At 67.3% G+C, this 18,439-nt stretch carries 13 protein-coding genes; 4 read left to right on the forward strand and 9 right to left on the reverse strand.

What is annotated here, in order from left to right; genetic code table 11:
* Positions 1 to 538: 538 nt before the first annotated feature.
* Positions 539 to 4,189: a methionine synthase gene (gene metH / locus AB0N24_RS14480; protein WP_364125408.1), complete on the forward strand. Its 3,651-nt coding sequence runs from the start codon at positions 539 to 541 to the stop codon at positions 4,187 to 4,189.
* Here metH and AB0N24_RS14485 read toward each other — a convergent pair.
* The 6 genes from AB0N24_RS14485 to AB0N24_RS14510 form a co-directional block, all read right to left on the reverse strand.
* Complete coding sequence (locus tag AB0N24_RS14485) at positions 4,179 to 7,064, reverse strand: ATP-binding cassette domain-containing protein (protein WP_364125410.1); 2,886 nt, start codon at positions 7,062 to 7,064, stop codon at positions 4,179 to 4,181. The genes metH and AB0N24_RS14485 overlap by 11 nt on opposite strands.
* Entirely contained in the window at positions 7,061 to 7,618 is a 558-nt protein-coding gene (locus tag AB0N24_RS14490; protein ID WP_364125413.1) for a hypothetical protein, read from the reverse strand. Before AB0N24_RS14490 ends, AB0N24_RS14485 begins: the two co-directional genes overlap by 4 nt.
* A gap of 144 nt (positions 7,619 to 7,762) precedes the next feature.
* The gene (locus AB0N24_RS14495) at positions 7,763 to 9,328 is read right to left on the reverse strand and encodes an APC family permease (protein ID WP_364125416.1); all 1,566 of its coding nucleotides are present in this window, start codon (positions 9,326 to 9,328) and stop codon (positions 7,763 to 7,765) included.
* Positions 9,329 to 9,453: 125 nt separating this feature from the next.
* Positions 9,454 to 11,109 carry a GMC oxidoreductase gene (locus AB0N24_RS14500; RefSeq protein ID WP_364125419.1) on the reverse strand — a complete coding sequence of 552 codons (1,656 nt, stop codon included), beginning with the start codon at positions 11,107 to 11,109 and terminating at the stop codon, positions 9,454 to 9,456.
* Positions 11,110 to 12,648 carry an aldehyde dehydrogenase family protein gene (locus AB0N24_RS14505; protein WP_364125422.1) on the reverse strand — a complete coding sequence of 513 codons (1,539 nt, stop codon included), beginning with the start codon at positions 12,646 to 12,648 and terminating at the stop codon, positions 11,110 to 11,112.
* A 103-nt stretch (positions 12,649 to 12,751) separates the two neighbouring features.
* Entirely contained in the window at positions 12,752 to 13,372 is a 621-nt protein-coding gene (locus AB0N24_RS14510) for a TetR/AcrR family transcriptional regulator (protein ID WP_364125424.1), read from the reverse strand.
* A 238-nt stretch (positions 13,373 to 13,610) separates the two neighbouring features.
* On the opposite strand from AB0N24_RS14510, the gene AB0N24_RS14515 reads away from it, so the two are divergent.
* The gene (locus AB0N24_RS14515) at positions 13,611 to 14,276 is read left to right on the forward strand and encodes a GntR family transcriptional regulator (RefSeq protein WP_364125426.1); all 666 of its coding nucleotides are present in this window, start codon (positions 13,611 to 13,613) and stop codon (positions 14,274 to 14,276) included.
* The gene (locus AB0N24_RS14520) at positions 14,273 to 15,457 is read left to right on the forward strand and encodes an MFS transporter (protein WP_364125428.1); all 1,185 of its coding nucleotides are present in this window, start codon (positions 14,273 to 14,275) and stop codon (positions 15,455 to 15,457) included. The genes AB0N24_RS14515 and AB0N24_RS14520 overlap by 4 nt, the downstream gene beginning before the upstream one ends.
* Positions 15,458 to 15,479: 22 nt before the next feature.
* Here the strand turns inward: AB0N24_RS14520 and AB0N24_RS14525 are convergent, their stop codons facing one another.
* A complete protein-coding gene (locus AB0N24_RS14525) occupies positions 15,480 to 16,403 on the reverse strand; it encodes a LysR family transcriptional regulator (protein ID WP_364125431.1) in 924 nt (307 codons plus the stop codon).
* Positions 16,404 to 16,585: 182 nt separating this feature from the next.
* Between AB0N24_RS14525 and AB0N24_RS14530 the strand changes: the two genes are divergently transcribed.
* Positions 16,586 to 16,990, forward strand: coding sequence for a hypothetical protein (locus AB0N24_RS14530; RefSeq protein WP_364125433.1), 405 nt, complete (start codon positions 16,586 to 16,588; stop codon positions 16,988 to 16,990).
* A 9-nt stretch (positions 16,991 to 16,999) separates the two neighbouring features.
* On the opposite strand, the gene AB0N24_RS14535 is transcribed toward AB0N24_RS14530, so the two are convergent.
* Positions 17,000 to 17,701: an SCO1664 family protein gene (locus tag AB0N24_RS14535; RefSeq protein ID WP_364125694.1), complete on the reverse strand. Its 702-nt coding sequence runs from the start codon at positions 17,699 to 17,701 to the stop codon at positions 17,000 to 17,002.
* 42 nt (positions 17,702 to 17,743) lie between these two features.
* Complete coding sequence (locus tag AB0N24_RS14540; RefSeq protein WP_364125697.1) at positions 17,744 to 18,415, reverse strand: MSMEG_4193 family putative phosphomutase; 672 nt, start codon at positions 18,413 to 18,415, stop codon at positions 17,744 to 17,746.
* Positions 18,416 to 18,439: the final 24 nt, after the last annotated feature.

Raw genomic sequence — 18,439 nt, forward strand, 5'->3', positions numbered from 1 at the left:
AGGAACGGCTAGTACGGGGGATCTAGCAGAGAGAGGGAAGCCGGGTGCGAATTGCACCCGGCTTCGCTCTTTCCCCAGGTCAATAACGACCGTTTCTGACCCGCGCCTGGCAAACCTCCGAAAAGCGCAGCCCAGCTCGCCGTCTCCATCACCTCCTGATCAGCGACGACGGCACCAACATCAACGGCGCCATCCTCGACTCCGACGGCGGCTTGTCAGTGCTTTAGGGGCCCGGATAGACACGCCAGGGGCCAACGCACTGCCGGTTCAAGGCCAGCCCTCCGGGCCTACTGGGATGACGCTGGGAGGCCTATCTCTGACCTGTCGTAGCCCGAGCGAAAGGAACGGCGATGTTCACTTTGCAGATCAGCTATCTAGTCCGGGAGTACGAGGCTTTCAAGAAGGTGTTCGACACAGATCCTGCAGGCCGCTGCCGGATGAGAAGTGGGCGACGGCGGGACCTCCCGCCGGCGCCCACCCCCGTCGTAGTACACAGAAACACAGCCCAATGTTCGTGCCCCGCCCGTAGTCTGTTCATATGCCTCGTTTTGCGCTTGATATTGAGTCCGTCCCCCGCCCAGTCCGTTCGCAGGAGCTCCTGGATGCGGTGAATCACCGGGTCGTCATCGCCGATGGGGCGATGGGCACCATGCTGCAGGGCCGGGAGCTGTCCCTTGAGGACGACTTCCTGGGGCTGGAAGGCTGCAACGAGATCCTCAACGCCACGCGTCCCGATGTCCTAGCGGACATCCACGACGCGTACTTCGCCACGGGCATCGACGCCGTCGAAACCAACACCTTCGGCGCCAACTGGTCCAACCTCTCCGACTACGGCATCGACGACCGGATCGAAGAGCTCGCGCGCAAGGGTGCGGAGATCGCCCGCGAGCGCGCCGAAGCGGCGGAAAAAACAGACGGCCGCATGCGGTGGGTCCTGGGCTCGATGGGGCCGGGCACCAAGCTCCCCAGCCTCGGCCACACCACCTACGACTACCTCAAGCAGACCTTCGCCCTGCAGGCCGAGGGCCTCATCGACGGGGGAGCGGACGCCTTCCTCATCGAAACCAGCCAGGACCTCCTGCAGACCAAAGCCGCAGTCAACGGCTGCAAGCAGGCGATCGTAACCCGCGGCATCCGGCTCCCGATCTTCGTCGAGGTGACCGTCGAAACCACCGGAACCATGCTGATGGGTTCCGAGATCGGCGCGGCGCTCACCGCCCTCGAGCCGCTCGGCGTCGACGCCATCGGCCTGAACTGTGCCACCGGGCCGGATGAGATGAGCGAGCACCTACGCCACCTCGCCAAGCAGTCCTCCGTGGCCATCGCCTGCATGCCCAACGCCGGCCTTCCGGTCCTTGGCCCCAACGGCGCGCACTACCCGCTCTCACCCACCGAACTCGCCACCGCGCACGAGCAGTTCGTGCGCGAATTCGGCCTGGGCCTCGTGGGCGGATGTTGCGGTACGACGCCGGAACACATGGCCGCCGTCGTCGAGCGACTTGCGCCCCTCCGCACCGTCGCCGCCGTCACCAGCGGCGGGAGGGGCGCCGACGGCAGCCGCGTTCCCACCGAGCGTGAAGCAGGCATCGCTTCCCTCTACCATCATGTGAATTTCGACCAGGAGTCCGCCTACCTCGCCATTGGCGAGCGCACCAACGCGAACGGTTCGAAGGCGTTCCGTCAGGCAATGCTCGAAGAACGCTGGGACGACTGCGTCGATATCGCCCGCGAGCAGGTCCGCGTTGGCGCGCACCTGCTCGACGTCTGCATTGACTATGTGGGGCGCGACGGCGTGGCCGACATGAAGGAGATCGTCTCGCGTTTCGCGTCGGCCTCCACGCTCCCTCTGGTCATGGACTCCACCGAACCGGCCGTACTTCAGGCCGGGCTCGAACACATCGGCGGCCGTCCGGTGGTCAACTCCGTCAACTACGAGGACGGCGACGGCCCGGACAGCCGGTTCGCCCGCATCATGCCGCTCGTCAAGGAACACGGCACCGCCGTGATCGCCCTGACCATCGACGAGCACGGCCAGGCGCGCACCACCGAGGGCAAGGTGGCCATCGCATCGCGCCTCGTCGACGCCCTGGTGGGCGAATGGGGGATGCGCGTCGAGGACATCATCGTTGACGCCCTGACCTTCCCCATCGCCACCGGTCAGGAAGAAACCCGCCGGGACGCCATCGAAACGATCGAGGCCATCCGCCAGATCACAGCGAAGTACCCCGGCATCAACACAACCCTCGGCGTCTCCAACGTGTCCTTCGGCCTGAACCCGGCAGCGCGCATGGCCCTGAACTCGGTGTTCCTGCACGAGGCTGTGCAGGCCGGCCTGACCAGCGGCATCATCGACGCGGCCAAAATCGTTCCGCTCGCTTCACTGCCGGAGGAACAGCGCAAGGTGGCCTTGGACCTCGTCTGGGACCGCCGCGAATACGACGCCGACGGCAACCTCACGTACGACCCGCTGGCCAGCATGCTGGACCTGTTTGCCGGCGTCGACACCGCAGCGCTGAAGGACCAGCGCGCCGCGGAACTTGCGGCGCTGCCCACCGGCGAACGCCTCGCGCGCCGCATCATCGACGGCGAAGGAAAGGGCCTTGAAGAGGACCTGGACCTCGCACGCAGCGAAGGCATGACCCCGCTGGCCATCATCAACGACCAGCTGCTCGAGGGCATGAAGGTTGTGGGCGAACGCTTCGGCGCCGGCGAGATGCAGCTGCCGTTCGTGCTGCAGTCCGCCGAGGTGATGAAGACCGCGGTGGCACTGCTCGAGCCGCACATGGAGAAGTCGGATTCCTCGGGCAAGGGCACCATGGTGATCGCCACCGTGCGCGGCGACGTGCACGACATCGGCAAGAACCTGGTGGACATCATCCTCACCAACAACGGCTACAAGGTGATCAACCTCGGCATCAAGCAGCCGATCGCCGACATCATCGCCGCGGCCGAGGAGCACAACGCCGACGTGATCGGCATGTCCGGGCTGCTCGTGAAGTCCACCGTGGTGATGAAGGAAAACCTTGCGGAACTGCAGTCCCGCGGGCTCGCCAAGCGGTGGCCGATCATCCTCGGCGGCGCGGCGCTGACCCGCGCCTACGTCGAGCAGGACCTGGCGGGACAGTTCGAGGGAGAGGTCCGCTACGCGAAGGACGCCTTCGAGGGCCTGTCGCTCATGGAGCCGCTGGTGCAGGTGGCCCGCGGCGCCGACCCCGCTGAGGTGGGCCTGCCCGCGCTGAGGAAGCGGATCCATAAGGGAGGCCCGAAGTTCAAGGTGACCGAGCCGGAGGCAATGCCCGGCCGTTCCGACGTCGCCGCCGACAACCGCGTGCCTTCGCCGCCGTTCTGGGGCACCCGCATCGTGCGCGGCGTCTCGCTCCACGACTTCGGTGCCTTCCTCGACGAACGCGCCACCTTCATGGGGCAGTGGGGGCTTAAGCCCGGCCGCGGCGAGGACGGCGCCTCCTACGAGGAACTGGTGGAACGCGAGGGCCGGCCGCGCCTGCGGTACTGGATGGACCGTATCCTCGGCGAGGGAATGCTCGACGCGTCCGTCGCGTACGGCTACTTCCCGGTGGTCTCCGAGGGGGAACAGGTGGTGGTGCTGCACCACGGGGAGGACCGCGACGGCGTCCTCGGCACCGCGGGCCTGCTCGCCCCCGACGGCGGATCAGGCGGTCCGCTCGGCACCGAGCGGCTGCGTTTCGACTTCCCCCGCCAGCGCCGCGACCGGCACCTGTGCCTCGCCGACTTCGTGCGCTCGCGCGAATCGGGGCAGATCGACGTGCTGCCGGTGCAGCTGGTCACCGCCGGCGGCAATGTGGATCAGGTGACTGCCAAGCTCTTCGCTGGCGACCACTACCGCGACTACTACGAGCTCAACGGCTTGGTCATGCAGCTCACCGAGGCGCTCGCGGAGTTCTGGCACGCACGCATCCGCTCGGAGCTGGGTTTCGCAGCCGAGGAGCCCAAGGACAAGGCCGGCCTGTTCAAGCTCGACTACCGCGGTGCGCGGTTCTCGCTCGGCTACCCCGCGTGCCCGGACATGGAGGACCGCCGCAAGGTGGTGGAACTGCTGCACCCCGAGCGGATGGGCGTGGTCCTGAGCGATGAGCTGATGCTGCACCCCGAACAGTCCACCGACGCGTTCGTGTTCCACCACCCGGAGGCGAAGTACTTCAAGGTGTGAGTTGGTGCTGGTTCTTGGCCTGGGCGGCGTGGGCCTGCCCGGCTTGCCCGCCCACGCCGGAGACCGGCTTCACCCGCCGGAACGCGGCGAGTATGGCCCGCCCCACCAAAGCGATTCCGACGATGGTGGTAATGGCACGCAGGGTGTCCCAGCCCGCCGTCGACGTCACCAGCGAGTAGAGCAGGAAGCTGCTGAGGTTGGTGCCCAGCGGCGCGCCGGCAACGTAGGAGATGCCGGTGCCGGCACCGACCGCGAAGGGCCAGAACCACAGATTGGTCAGCAGGCCGAACAGGTAGGACGCCAGGGCGCCGTAGCCGCCCAGCATCCACAGCTCGGCTTTGCCCCGCACCCGGCGGGGGAGCAGGCCGGCCCCGGCACCCACCCACGCGCAGGCGAAAATCTGGAACGGTGTCCAGGGCCCGATGCCACCCCATAAGGCGCTTGAGATGGCGATGGTGGCGGCTCCGAGGAGCATGCCGAAACGGGCACCGAAGGCCCGGCCGGCCAGGATCAGCAGGATGAAGACGGCCTCCACGCCTCCGACGCCGGTGCTGGCCACCCGCACCGCGGAACCTACGGCGGCCAGGACGCCGAGCAACGCCACCGTGTGCGCGGAGCGGACCGAACCGTCCATGGACACGACGACGGCGACGGCGGCGAGCGGCGCAATGGCCAGCGCCGCGTAGGGGAGGGCCGCGGCGGCATCCTCCGGAAGGGCCGCGGCAAGCAGCGGCCAGCAGAAGGCGCCGAGAGCCAGAAGGTTTGCAGCTGCGAGAATTGCGAGCTCGACGCCCCGCGGCATCCGGACGCGGCGCTGTCTTGCCGCGGCTTGAGTGTCTGGTTGTTCGTCGATGACCCTTGGTTTTGGTCCGGCATTTCGGTGCCGGTAAAGCGCGGGGGGCGGTTCCGGCGTGTTGGCTGGCACGGAAGAAGGCGCGACGCCGTCACGCATCGGGAGGATCCGGGCGCCGAGGCCGTGGGCAAAGTCGAGGTCGTGCGTGGCGATAAGGACCGCAGCGCCGGAGTCCGCTGCCGCCCGCAGCGCCGCCGAGACTGCTGTGCGGGCAGCCGGATCGAGTCCGCGGGTGGGCTCATCGATCAGGAGTACCTGGGGGCTGTCCATGGTCTGCAGCGCGATGGCTAGGATCCTGCGCTCGCCGGCAGAGAGGTCCCGGGGATGCTCCTGTCCAATGGGAATCCGGACGTCTCCCCGCAACCGGGCCAGGCGTGACGCCGCAGGCACCGCGGGAAGCTGGTCATTGCCCGGGCGATGCCGGTTTGAGCGGCGCCGGCCTGAGCGACGAGCGCGCGCCTGGCGCCGATCGGCCGCGCGGAGCTCTGCTGCGACGGTATCCCGTGTGAAGAGGTCGTCCGAGGCGTCCGGGACGAGGGCGACGCGGCCGCCGTCGACCGTGTATTCACCGGGCGTTCCTTCACCAACCGTTCCTTCACCGAGGGCCAGCGCCACCAGGAGGGACGACTTTCCTGCCCCGTTCGGCCCCACGAGGGCCACCACTTCTCCGCGGTGCAGGGTCAGGGATGCGTCGCGCACGAGCGGCGTGCCCTTGCGGTGCACCGAGAGGTTGGCCGCCGTCAGAACGGGCACGGGCTCCGCTGGCTGTGCCGGCGTTGGACGGGCACCAGCAGGGGCCGAAGGTGCGGTCGGCGCGGCACCCGGCACAAGGGCGTCGCCGTCGATGGTCCACCACGCGTCAGCAACCGGTACGAGCGGCTGCGCCCGGTGCTCCGCCACGATGACGCAGACACCGTCGTCGCGGGCGAGGGCGTTGAGAACAGCGATGACGTGCCAGCGTGCTGCGGTGTCCAGGTCGGCCAAGGGCTCATCAACCAGGAGCAGGGCCGGATGCTCCACCACCGCGGCGGCGATGGCAACGAGCGTCGCCTCACCTGCCGAGAGGGTGCTGATATTCCGGTCCAGCAGCGCCGACACTCCGATATGCTCCGCGACCTCCAGCACCCGGGCCTTGGCGGTACCGGATGCCATGCCGCGCAGCTCCAGTGCGAGCGAGATTTCGTCCCGGACCCGGGTGGAGGCGAAGGCGGCACGGGGATTCTGCAGTACGACGCCGATGAGGCGGGCGGTATCGCGCGGCGGCGTGGTGGCGCGGTCCGCTCCGGCGACGCGCACGGTGCCGGAAATTTCTCCCCCGTCAACGTGTGAGAGGAGGCCGGCGATACCCCGCAGGATGGTGGACTTGCCGGAGCCCGTGGGCCCGGTGATGACCGTTATGGACCCGCTCGACGGCGTGAACCCTGCGGCGCGCACCCGCGCGTCACCGATGCGGAATTCTGCGTCCCGGACGAGGACCGGCGCTTCGGTACCCTGGCCGGGCTGGTGTGCTGCCCGGCTCCCGAAGCCGCGCAGCTCCAGGGCTGCGGCAACGCGGCCCGCGTGTTCAAGGGTGCGCTCGAGCACGGGCACCAGGGCGCGGGGCCCGAACCGTTCGCCCCGCAACCGAAAGGCCAGGCGTACGGAGGTCACGGCGTCCGCGAGCGCCGGAAGTGCCGCCCAGGCCACCACAAGCGTCCTGGCCAGGCCCTGCATCGGGCCGCCGCGGGCCAGGTGAACGAAGCCGCGCGCCACGTCCACAAACGCGTTGAGCAGGCCGAAACCGAGGATCATCCCGGCAATCGGCAGGGCGGACAGGACCGCCGTCCACAGCCCGGGCGCCGTGACCGGGCCGAGAAGGACCACGTGGGCGTACGGGGCAGGCAGCGGCACCGCCGGCAGGTTGAGCAGAACCGGTCCGCCAAGGTCCGCCCCGTTGAAAAGGATGCGGTAGATGACCCGCGCCGCGATGAATATGGCGGCGAGAGCCGCCCCTGCGCGTAGCGGCGCGGGTCGAAAGGTCATGCCGCGGGTGCGGCCGGTGCGCCGTCGACCGTGAAGAGCAGTTCCACGCTCTCTCCGGGGTTCAGCTTCAGGGTGGCGAGGCCTTCCTGGGCGTATGCCCAGTCACCGGAGGCCGGCTTGACCCAGAGTGCCCAGTAGGCGAAGGCGGCGGGCATCTTGCTGCATTCTTCCCGGTATGTTCCGCCCTTGTGGGTGATGTCGAAGTCCGCGGCGGGCACGCCGTTCACGCGGCACGCCAGCTCCTTGGGATAGTCGGGAGTGCCCTCGGTTTTCACCTTTGCCTCGTCGAGCACCTTGGATGCAAGCGTGGGCCCGTCCACGGGCACGCAAACGGAGGTATCGGCGGCAGCCTGCTTCAGGGAGCCCGAATCGACGATGACCTTCACGCCGGCGCAGGGCCCGGAGGCGGTGCTGGCGGAAGCCGTTGCCGGGGAGGCCGGTGCAGAGGTGGTTGGCTGGGTGGCGGCCGGCGTGGAACAGGCGGCGAGGGTAAACAGGAGACCGGCGGCGGCGAGGGAGCTCGCGGCGGCGGTGCGGATCTTAGTCAAAGTCACGAGTCAAGGGTAGGACGTCGCGTGCCCTGATCAGGATGCTGTCGCGTTGTGTGACGTTGGTTCACTCATATGCGAGGGGCCACTGACGCAAAAGGGCCGACGGCGGCGCTCAGGTGAGTGCCGCCGTCGACCCTTCCTGGGGCGTTATTTAGCTTCCGACGCCGCCACCAGCGCATCCTCCGGGGCTTCGTACTGCGCGGCACGCGACGACGGATGTGCTGCGACTGCCGCGGCGTGCTCGGCCAGCACGCCGGTCTGGTGGCGGATCTTCAGGCGGTAGAGCAGGGTCCCGCCAATGATCACGGCCCCCACGAAGAGGACGCCTCCCCACTGCAGGTACCACTCGAATGGCGGCACGGAGTTGTAGATCTCAGGCCGGGGCCAGACCAGGTTGAGCGTCATGGCACCGCCCCACAGCACTGCGAGGATGTTGACCGGCATGCCCCACTTGCCCAGGGAGAAGCCCGGCTCGGTGTCGTCATCCGCCAGCGGCCACTTCTTCAGCAGCCGCTTGCGCAGCAGGGGAACTGTGACCAGGAGGTAGGACAGGTAGATCAGGACGATGCTGATGCTGGACAGGATGGTGAAGATGGCCGGCTGCATGACGTTGACCAGCAGCGGGATGACGGCCATGACGCCGATCACGATCGCGGCGATCTTGGGGGTCCTCCGGACCGGGTCCACCTTGCTGAGCTGCCGGCTGAACGGCAGGTTGTTGTCCCGGGCCATGGCGAACATCATGCGGATCGCGGCGGCGTGGACAGCCAGGGTGCACACCACCACGGCCACCACGATGCATGCCAGGAAGGCCTTGCCGAAAGGCCCGCCGAGGACGGAGAGCACGATGTACTGGAGGCCGCCGTCGGCAGCTCCCACCTGGGGGTCGGTCAGGTCCGGTGCGGCAAGGATGCCGAAGAGCAGGATCAGCCCGCCCAGCAGGAACGAGGCCGTGACGGCGCGCAGGATAGCCTTGGGGGCCGTGCGCTTGGGGTCCTTCGTTTCCTCCCCGAGCGAACTGGCGGTGTCGAAGCCGTACATAACGTAGCCGGACGCCATGGCGCCGATCAGGAAGACGCCGAAGAAGCCGAGGTCGTGCCCTTCGCCGAAGCCGGCGGTGTCGAAGAAGACCTCCGGGCCCCGCACCACATGCCAGCCCAGTGCGAGGATCAGCAGGACGGCAGCGGTCAGCTCCACAAAGACGCCGATGCTGTTGATCCTGGTCATCAGCTTCACGCCGAATGCGTTGATGAGGGTGGAGATGGTGATCATGATGGTGGCCAGCACCACGCCGTTCATGGCGAAGTCGTAGGGGCCTGTGCCGTCACCGACGAACTGGAAGCCGGACCAGAGCTGCGGCAGGGTGAGCTGCAGGGCCAGTGCCACGGACCCCAGCGCCATGATGGAGGAGAGCAGAAGCAGCCAGCCCGCCAGCCAGGACGTGGTCCCCGACGCGAGCCGCTTGGCCCAGTTGTAGACCGAGCCCGCCACGGGGTAGCGGCCGGCCAGCTCGGCAAAGCACAGCGCCACCATCAGCTGGCCGACGAACACGATGGGCCAGGACCAGGCGTACGCCGGGCCGGCCATGGAAAAACCAAAGTAGAACAGTTGGAAGACGCCGGTGAGGATGGAGATGTAGCTGACGCCCGCGGCGAAGCTGGCAAACTTGCCGATGCTCCGGTCCAGGGTCTGGGTATAGCCAAATTCGTCCATGCCGCTTGAATCAATACTCTTGCTGGGTTCCAAAATGTGAACTCCTATGTCAGAAAAGTACGCTCGATGCACCCCGCGGCCGCCATTGGACGCGGGCGAAATCAATAGCCTCCGGAACTTGCCTCTCAGGCGAAGGACGGGCTGAGCTCCTCCTCGTTCCTCGAAGTGCCGATCTTTGCAGCGCCGCCGGTGTGGCCGGCGCAGATGAGATCGGCGCAGCGCTCGCCGATCATCATGACGGTGATGTTGGGGTTGACGGTGACGTGTTCAGGCATCACGGAGGCATCCGCCACACGCAGGCCGGTGACGCCCTTGACCCGCAGCTCGGGATCCAGCGGTGACATTACGTCGTCGGCCGGACCCAGCCGGACCGTGCCCACCGGGTGGTACACCGTGTTGTGGGTTTTGCGGATGTAGTCCCGCAGCTCCTCGTCCGTCTGCGCCTCGACGCCCGGCGAGAGCTCGCGGCCGGTCCATTCGGCCATGGCGGGCTGGGCGGCGATTTCGCGGGCCTTGCGGATGCCGGCCACCATGACCCGCATGTCGTGGCCTTCGGGATCCGTGAAGTAGCGCGGATCCACCAGGGGCTTGTCGCGGAAATCGCGGCTGCGCAGCCTGACGGTGCCTCGGGAGCGGGCGTGCGTGACGTTCGGGGTGAGGGAAAAGCCGTTCTCGGTGGTGGGGTACCCGTGCCGCAGGGTGTTCATGTCGAACGGGACGGAACCGTAGTGCATCATCAGGTCCGGGCGGTCCAGGCCGTCCTCGGTGGGGGTGAAGATGCCGATCTCCCACCACTGGGTGGAGGTCTGCACCATGGGCTGCCTGGCCTCGAACTGGACCACGCCTTCGGGGTGGTCCTGCAGGTTCTCGCCCACGCCGGGGGAGTCCACCAGGACCTCGATGCCGTGCGCAGCGAGGTGGGCTGCCGGGCCGATGCCGGAGAGCATGAGCAGCTTGGGGGAGTCGATGGCGCCGGTGGACAGGATGACCTCGCGGCGCGCGGAGAGCCGGTGGGTCCGGCCGAATGCGGAGTCCACCACGTCCACGCCGGTGCAGCGCTTGTCGGCGTCGAACACCAGCTGGCGGGCGCGGAGGCCAGTCAACAGGGTGAAGTTTTCGCGGTCGATGATCGGGTGGATGTAGGAGACCGAGCTGGAGGCCCGGGTGCCGTCCGCGCGGCGGTTGATCTGGAAGAAGTTGGCGCCGTTGATCACGGTGGTGCCGGTGTTGAACTTCGCACGGGGAATGCCCGTCTGTTCGCAGGCGTCCAGGAGTGCGACGCCGGCAGGATCCACCGGGGGCACGTTCATCAGGTGCACCGGGCCTGAGTCACCGTGGTGCGGCGCGTCCGGCCCTGCATCCTCATTGGTTTCCAGCCGCTTGTAGAGCGGCCAGGCGGCGTCGGCGTTCCAGCCGGTGGCGCCGTACGTGGATTCCCACTCGTCGATGTCCTCGCGGGGTGCCCAGAAGGCGATGCAGGAGTTGTGGCTCGAGCAGCCGCCCATCACCTTGGCGCGGGCGTGGCGCATAAATGAGTTGCCGTTTTCCTGCGGTTCCACCGGGTAGTCCCAGTCGTAGCCGGATTCGAGCAGCTCCATCCATCGGTCCAGCTGCAGGATCTCGGGCAGGTTGCGGTCATCCGGGCCGGCCTCCACGAGGGCCACGGTCACGTCTGGATCCTCGCTCAGCCGGGCCGCAACGGCGGCACCCGCGGATCCGCCGCCGATGACGACGTAGTCGAACCCGCGGTCCGTGAGGTCCTCGATGTTGTCGTAATGCATCTAGTTCTCCTTGCTGTGGTCAGCAAACCAGCCGGTTACCTGCGGGCTGGTGTTCTGGTAGATGTGCTTGGCTTCCTGGTATTCGGCCAGGCCCGTGGGGCCCAGCTCGCGGCCAACGCCGGACTGGCCGAAGCCGCCCCACTCGGCCTGGGGGAGGTAGGGGTGGTAATCGTTGATCCAGATGGTGCCGTGCCGCAGCCGCGATGCCACGCGCTGCGCCTTGCCGGCATCCTGCGTCCAGACCGCGCCGGCCAAACCGTAGACGGTGTCGTTGGCGGTGGCCACCGCTTCGTCCTCGGTGCGGAACGTTTCCACGGTGACCACCGGGCCGAACGCCTCGTCCACCACCACCGACATTCCCCGCTGGACGCGGTCCAGGATGGTCGGCTGGTAGTAGAACCCGCCGTCGTACTTTTCTCCTTGCGGCGCCGCCCCGCCGGTCCGCAGCCGCGCACCCTCCTGGATGCCGCGCTGGACATAGGCGTGGACTTTGTCGCGGTGGGCCGCGGAAATCAGCGGCCCGGTTTCGGCGTCGTCGTCAAAGGGCCCGCCCAGTCGGATGCCCTGCGCGCGGCGGACCAGTTCGTCGACGAAGCGTTCGGCGATGGATTCCTCCACCACCAGCCGTGCCCCGGCGGAGCAGACCTGCCCGGAGTGGACGAAGGCGCCGTTCAGGGCGTTGTCGACAGCGGCGTCGAAGTCCGCGTCCGCGAACACCACGTTGGGGTTCTTGCCGCCAAGCTCCAGCGCCACCTTCTTGACGGTGCCGGCGGCGGCCGACGCGATGCGCTTGCCCGTTTCCAGGCCGCCGGTGAAGGAGACGAGGTCGACGTCGGGATGTTCGGAGAGCGGTGCGCCCGCCTCAGCGCCGGCCCCGGTCACGAGGTTGGCGACGCCGTCCGGCAGGCCGAGGTCCTGCAGCAGCTGCATGGCCAGGATGGCTGTTGACGGGGTCAGCTCGGAGGGCTTGAGGACGAAGGTGCAGCCGGCGGCCAGTGCGGGCGCGATCTTCCATGCCGCCTGGAGCAAGGGGTAGTTCCACGGGGTGATCAGGCCGCAGACGCCCACGGGTTCATAGACGATTTTGCTGACGACGGCGGCGTTCCCGGCGTCGACCATACGGCCCGCCTGCTGCCCGGCGAGCCTGCCGAAGTACTCGAAGCAGGCGGCAATGTCGTCCACGTCGATCCGGCTTTCGACCATGCGCTTGCCGGTGTCCAGCGACTCTGCGCGGGCGAACTTTTCCCGGCGTTCGCGCAGCCCGGCGGCGACCTTGAGCAGGAAGGTGCCGCGCTCAGGTGCCGGGACGGAGGACCAGGCGCCGGAGTCGAAAGCTGCACGGGCTGCGGCAATGGCGCGTTCGGCGTCCTCCCGACCGGCCTCGGACACGGTGGCCACCAGCTCACCGTCGGCGGGGTTGCGGATTGCGCGCACAGCGCCGGAGGAGGCTGGCTCCCAGGCACCGTTGATGAACAGGGTGGATGCTGTCCCGGTTTTCGCGATTCGAACGACGTCATGGGCTGATGTGGCGTAAGTCATACGAAGGACAGTAACGCAGATTGAACGAGTGTTCAATACTTTTTTGAACACTCGTTCAATGCTACGGGGGGTGCTTCACTTGCCCGGTGCCGGCGGTTGAGGGCTAGTGCAGCCCCTGGTCCTGGGCGGTGTGGTCCTGAAGTGGAGCGAAGGCGATTTGCTCCGTGCGGGCGATGCTTCGCTGGATGGAGGCCTCGTCAATGCCGAGAAGCGCCGTCAGCCACATGCCGTTTTGGATGACAACAATGTCCGCCGCCCGCCCCCGGCAGGCCTCCCACGAAAGAGCGGGCTGGGCGTTGGAAACCAGCGCGGCAAGGCCGTCGAGATAGCGGTCGAAAGCCTCGGCATTGATCTGCGCGTAGCCCTCGTCCGCCCGGGCGAGGGCCCAGAGGTGCAGGCGCAGGGACAGGTAACGGGTGGTCAGCAGGTCGGCGGCCGCCACTCGCCGCAGGGCCTTGCGCAGCTGCTCCTGCGGGTCCGACGTCGGGTCGGACGCCACCAGCAAAAGGTCGTGCTCGTCGACCCGGCGCAGGGCGGCCCGTATCAGGCTCGTCTTGTCGTCGTAGTAGTAGTTCACCAGACCGAGCGCAACGCCGGCTTCGCGGGCCACGGCCCGCATGCTCACACCCGAAATCCCATGGCGGGACAGCAGGTCCAGCGCAGCCTCGAGAATGCGCGACTGCCTGTCCATCTGTTCGCCGGAGTTCACGGCATTGGTCCCCATCTGGCCAGACTATTGCTAAACCTGCACCGAGCGCACTTTCGGGGGCGCCGCATGACCACGGCGGACGACGGCGGGACGTCCCGCCGTCGTCCATTCCATCAGGGGATTTCGACTAGAACCGGTTTGTACCGCGGATCTTCCGGGGGCGGCCAGTGGCGACGTCGATGCAGTGACTCCAAGCGCGCGCTCGTGTACTTGTATAGATGTATACAAGTATGATGGAGCCGGAGGTCATCACATGGCAGATTCACCGTCCCGGAACACCGGGGCACATGTCGTCTACAAGGAACTGAAGCGGCAGATCCTGAGCCTTGAGCTGAAGCCCGGGGCACGCATCTACGAACCGGCGATGGCCGAGGCCCTGCAGGTGAGCCGTACGCCGCTGCGCGAGGCCATCCGACGGCTCATTTCGGAGAATCTGCTGGAACAGCAACCCACCGGGGGCGTGCTGGTGCCGGCCTTGGATGAGGCAGCAATTTCCGAGCTGTACGAGGTGCGCGCGGCCATGGAATCGCTCATGGCGCGGCAGGCCTGTGTGAAGGCGACGGCGGCGGACATCGAAACCCTCAACGGAATCCTTGAGCGCAACGCCGCCCTGGTGCAGTTTGCCGACGAAGCGATGAAGCAGGGCATGGCCCTGCACGCAAAAATCGCCGGGATTGCCGGGAATTCCTGGGCCCTGCGGTTCCATGACCAGATCTCCAGCCAGATGGAGCGGTACCGCCACTTCACCAACAGCACGCAGGAACGGCGGGACCAGGCCCTGGCACAGCACCGGATCCTGGTGGATGCCGTGGCTGCCGGCAAGCCCGAAAAAGCCGCCAAGCTCGCCTTCGACCACGTCATGGGGGCCCGGGACGCGGCGGTGCGTGCCATCACGGGCAGCAACCTCGTCACCTCATGATTGGTGAACTCGGACGCCGCTCGGTCGCAGCGCTCCTCACGCATTCCGCCCTGATCCAGGCAGTAACCTTCCTGGTCCGTCCGGCTGCCACCTACCGGGCGCTCGAACTGGACGTTCCCGGCTTCGCACTGGGTCTCCTCGCCGCCAGCTACGCCGTCTTTCCCCTGTTGCTCGCCGTCCCCACGGGCGGACTGGTGGACCGCCTGGGTGAGCGCCGGCTGATGGCGATCGGGTCCGGCGTCGTTCTTGCCTGCTCGGTTTTCCTGCTGCTGTGGGGATCGTCGATCGTGTCCCTGGTGATCGGAACCGCGTTCCTCGGTGCCGGCCAGCTTGCCTGCGTGGTGGGGCAGCAGGCGGTGGTGGCCAACAACGCTGCCTCCTCCAGGATGGACTCTGCCTTCGGCTACCTGACCTTCGCGGCATCGCTCGGACAGGCCCTGGGGCCGTTGGCGATTTCCCTGGTGGGAGGCGCGTCGGTCCGCCCCGACACCCAGGCGATCTTCTTCCTCTCCGCCTGCATGAGCCTGGTGCTTTTCGTGACCACTTTCGGCGTCTCGGCCAAAGTCAGTGGCGGCAAACGGAAAGCGGTTGTGGGCGACGGTAATGGCGGCAAAGGCGGTGTCGTTTCGCTGCTGAAGACACCCGGCGTGGCACGCGCTTTGGCCACCAGTGCCACCGTGCTGGCCGTAGTGGACCTGACCATGGTCTACCTCCCGGCGCTCGGCTCCGAGCGCGGGCTGACTGCGGCGACGGTGGGTCTGATGCTCACCACCCGCGCCGTGTTTTCCATGGTTTCCCGGCTCTTGTTGGGCCAGATGGCCCGGAAGCTGGGGCGCATGCGGTTGCTGGTGCTCAGCCTGGCGTTGTCCACAGCAGCCCTGTCCGCGGCCGCAATTCCCATGCCGGCCTGGCTGCTGTTTGTGGTCATGGCTGTGCTGGGTTTGGGGCTCGGGATCGGCCAGCCCCTCACCATGTCCTGGCTTTCAGCGCAGGCTCCGGCGGGGCAGCGCGGCCGGGCGCTGGCCCTGCGGCTGGCCGGCAACAGGGTAGGCCAGGTGGTCCTGCCCAGCGCCATCGGCGTCGTCGCGGCAGGGCTCGGTGCAGGAGGAGTTTTCCTGGCATCGGCAGTGGTGGTGGGCGGGACGCTGGTGCTGCTGCGCGGCGTGCGCCTGGACGGTTAGGTCTCCTCCCGAACACGGCCGTTCAGGACGCCGAGCGCGTGTCGAACGCCGCAGCCGATTCCCGTAGAAGGCGCGCGACTGTGTCCACCGGCATGCTGGCTGACCGCCGCCGGTCGAACCGACGCAGGACGATGCGTCGGGTTCCGAGCCCGGGGACGTCCAGGACATCCACCCCGTCATGGCTGACGCCGCTCAACGCCAAGGTGGGAACGATCGCAATACCCTCGCCTGCGGCGACGAGCGCGAGAGCGGTCAACGTTTCCTGGTACTGGTGAGCAGTATCCATCTGGGCACCCGTTGACTGACGGAGCCGGCCGAGCACCGCAGCGTTGGCGGCTGTGGGCTCGACGCCCAGCCACGGAAGTGGCAGCCGGGCAAGGTCGATGTTCTCGGTGGTGAGCAGGGCACCCGAGGGAACCACCAGCTTCCAAGGCTCGTCAAGCAGTGGTTCCTCGGTCATTCCGGCGGAGAGCGAACGCTGCGCGGCCGTCGTCGAATCGAGCTCGACCACGACGGCGTCGAGCTGGCGCTGGCGGAGCAGGCGCATCAGTGCCGGAAAATCATCCTCGACGATCCGGATCTGCAATTGCGGGTACTGGGTGCGCCACTCGGGCAGGCGCGGGATCACCACCGTCCGAACAAAGCTGGTGAATCCGCCCACGCGCACGACTCCTGCAATTTTGGCCCCGCCCTCGATACGGGCGCGAGCAACGCTGAGTGCACGTTCAATCTCCTCCCCGGCTTCCGCTACTGCCAGGCCTGCGGGTGTCAAAACTGAGCCTTTGGGTGTGCGCACTACCAAAGCGTGGCCCGTCTCCTCTTCCAATTTGTTGAGCTGCTGTGACACGGCTGAGGCCGTAATTCCCAGCTCGTCAGCCGCGGCGAGCACCCCGCCCGTGCGGGCAATCGCAAGAAGAACGCGCAGCCTGCGCGGATCGATATCCATGTTAAGTAGTTCTAAACCATGCCTTCAGTGGAATGCAATTGCTCTAAAGGTGCGTCGTACTCATAATTACTGTTGAAACGACAGGCTACGGGGACATCCGGGCCTTCCAAAACACACACACAGCCCGCGATCTACACTCCGCCCAGCGGATGGCAGCAGGGCGCAACTTCTGAAAGGACATCATGGAACTGCTGTGGGAAATCGCGGGTTGGTCGGGGGCAGTTCTGATCCTGTCGGCATACCTGTCTGTCTCCATGGGTTGGTGGAAGGCCGGCAAGCGCTTCCAGGTGGCCAACCTCATCGGTGCGTGTGCCTTCATCATCAATGGTGCGGTCCACCAAGCGTGGCCCTCAGTGGTTACGAACATTGCCTGGTGCCTTATTTCCGCCATCGCGATTCTTCGCATGCGGGCCACGCAGGAGTCGCCGGTGGCCGTGGAGGCGCCGCAGGTGCAGTTTCCCGGCGTCCCCGACACAACTGGCCAAATCGCTGTTGTCGAGGCAATTACTTATGCCGTCCATGGCGACGTCGCCGGCCGCGCGGCTGAGTGCCAGGCAAGCCTGCGTGAAACGCCCAAGGCGGCCTAGAAGCGCGCTCTATACGAGCGGCCACGGGTAGCGCATGCCGGTGCGGTCAACCGGCAGCACCCCTGCGCGGAGCAGGCGCTGCACGCGGCGCTGCAAAGCGGTGACCTCTTCGACGTCGAGGAGCCCGGCCACCTCGGGAGGCGCGGCGTCTGCCAGCGGAGCGATGTCCTCAAGCAAGGCGTCCGGGATGGATTCACCGGCGAAATCCCAAATGACGGTGCGCAGTTTGAAAGCTGCCGAGAAGCACAGCCCGTGGTCGATGCCCCACACCCGGCCGTCATCGCCGCGCAGCACGTGCCCGCTTTTGCGGTCGGTGTTGTTGGTGACGTAGTCGAACAGGGCGATGCAGGCCAGCACGCGATGGGTCTCGGGGGCGCCAGCGAACAGGGTGAAGTAATGCTCTTGGAAGTCGCACTCGATGAACCACTGCAGTGAACCGACCCCCAACGGAGCCTCCTCCCGGATCACCGTCGGCGGCACAAGGCCCCACCCCAGCGACTCGCTGAGCAGGTAGGCTGCGCGCTCCCGCCGGTAGAGGCCTGGCTCGAAGTCGGACAGGGGCCGTTCCCCGGCCTCGGGCTTGTAGACCGCGTACGCGGCGTCGTCCGCCCGGGAGACCTCGACGAGGAACGTCTCGTTGCTGCTGCGCGGGATGCGCCCGATCAGCTCGACGCTGCCCTGCGTGAGCAGCGTCAGCTCCCGGCCGGACACCGTCGGCCCCGTTTCACCGGCTGTGCCACCGTAAGTCCCCACTCACTTTCCCCTCAGCCCGCTCAGCGGTTCCGACGTCGAATTCACCATCAGCACGGCGGGCCCCTGACCCTCCACGAACGAGATGGCCGACACCGAAGCCGGGCTGATGACGATCCGCTGGAAGAGGTCCAGGGGCGTGCCCAGGGCGTGGGCGACGGCGGCCTTGATGGGATCGGCGTGGGAGAAACACACCACCACGCCCCCAACGTGGGCGGCTCGCAGTGCCTCCAGCGATCCGACAATCCGCGCCTGCATTTCCGTGAAACTCTCACCATTCGGGAAACGGAAGGTCGACGGGCTGTGCTGGACCGTCTGCCACTCCGGCAGGGCGGCTACGTCCGCCAGGGCAGCCCCCGTCCAGTCGCCGAAATCGCATTCCAGCAGCCCGTCGTCGTGCTTCACGTCCTGTCCTGTCCGGGCCGCCGTCGGGTCCGCCGTCTCGCAGGCGCGCTCCAGCGGCGAGGAATAGACGGCGTCGACCGGAAGGTCCGCGAGGCGCTCCGCGACCCGGTCAGCCTGGGCGCGGCCGTGGTCTGAAAGATGCAGCCCCGGTGCCCGCCCCGGCAGCACCCTGCCGGTCGTCGGCGTCTGCCCATGGCGCACCAAAAGGAGGAGCGTTCCCGGCGGACCCGGCGGCGGCCCCGATGGTGGAGCCGGCGACGCCGGCGTCATGGCTGCAGTCATCAGAATCTAAGC

The organism is Arthrobacter sp. NPDC093128 (genome assembly GCF_040683875.1).
In the GTDB taxonomy this organism is placed as follows: domain Bacteria; phylum Actinomycetota; class Actinomycetes; order Actinomycetales; family Micrococcaceae; genus Arthrobacter.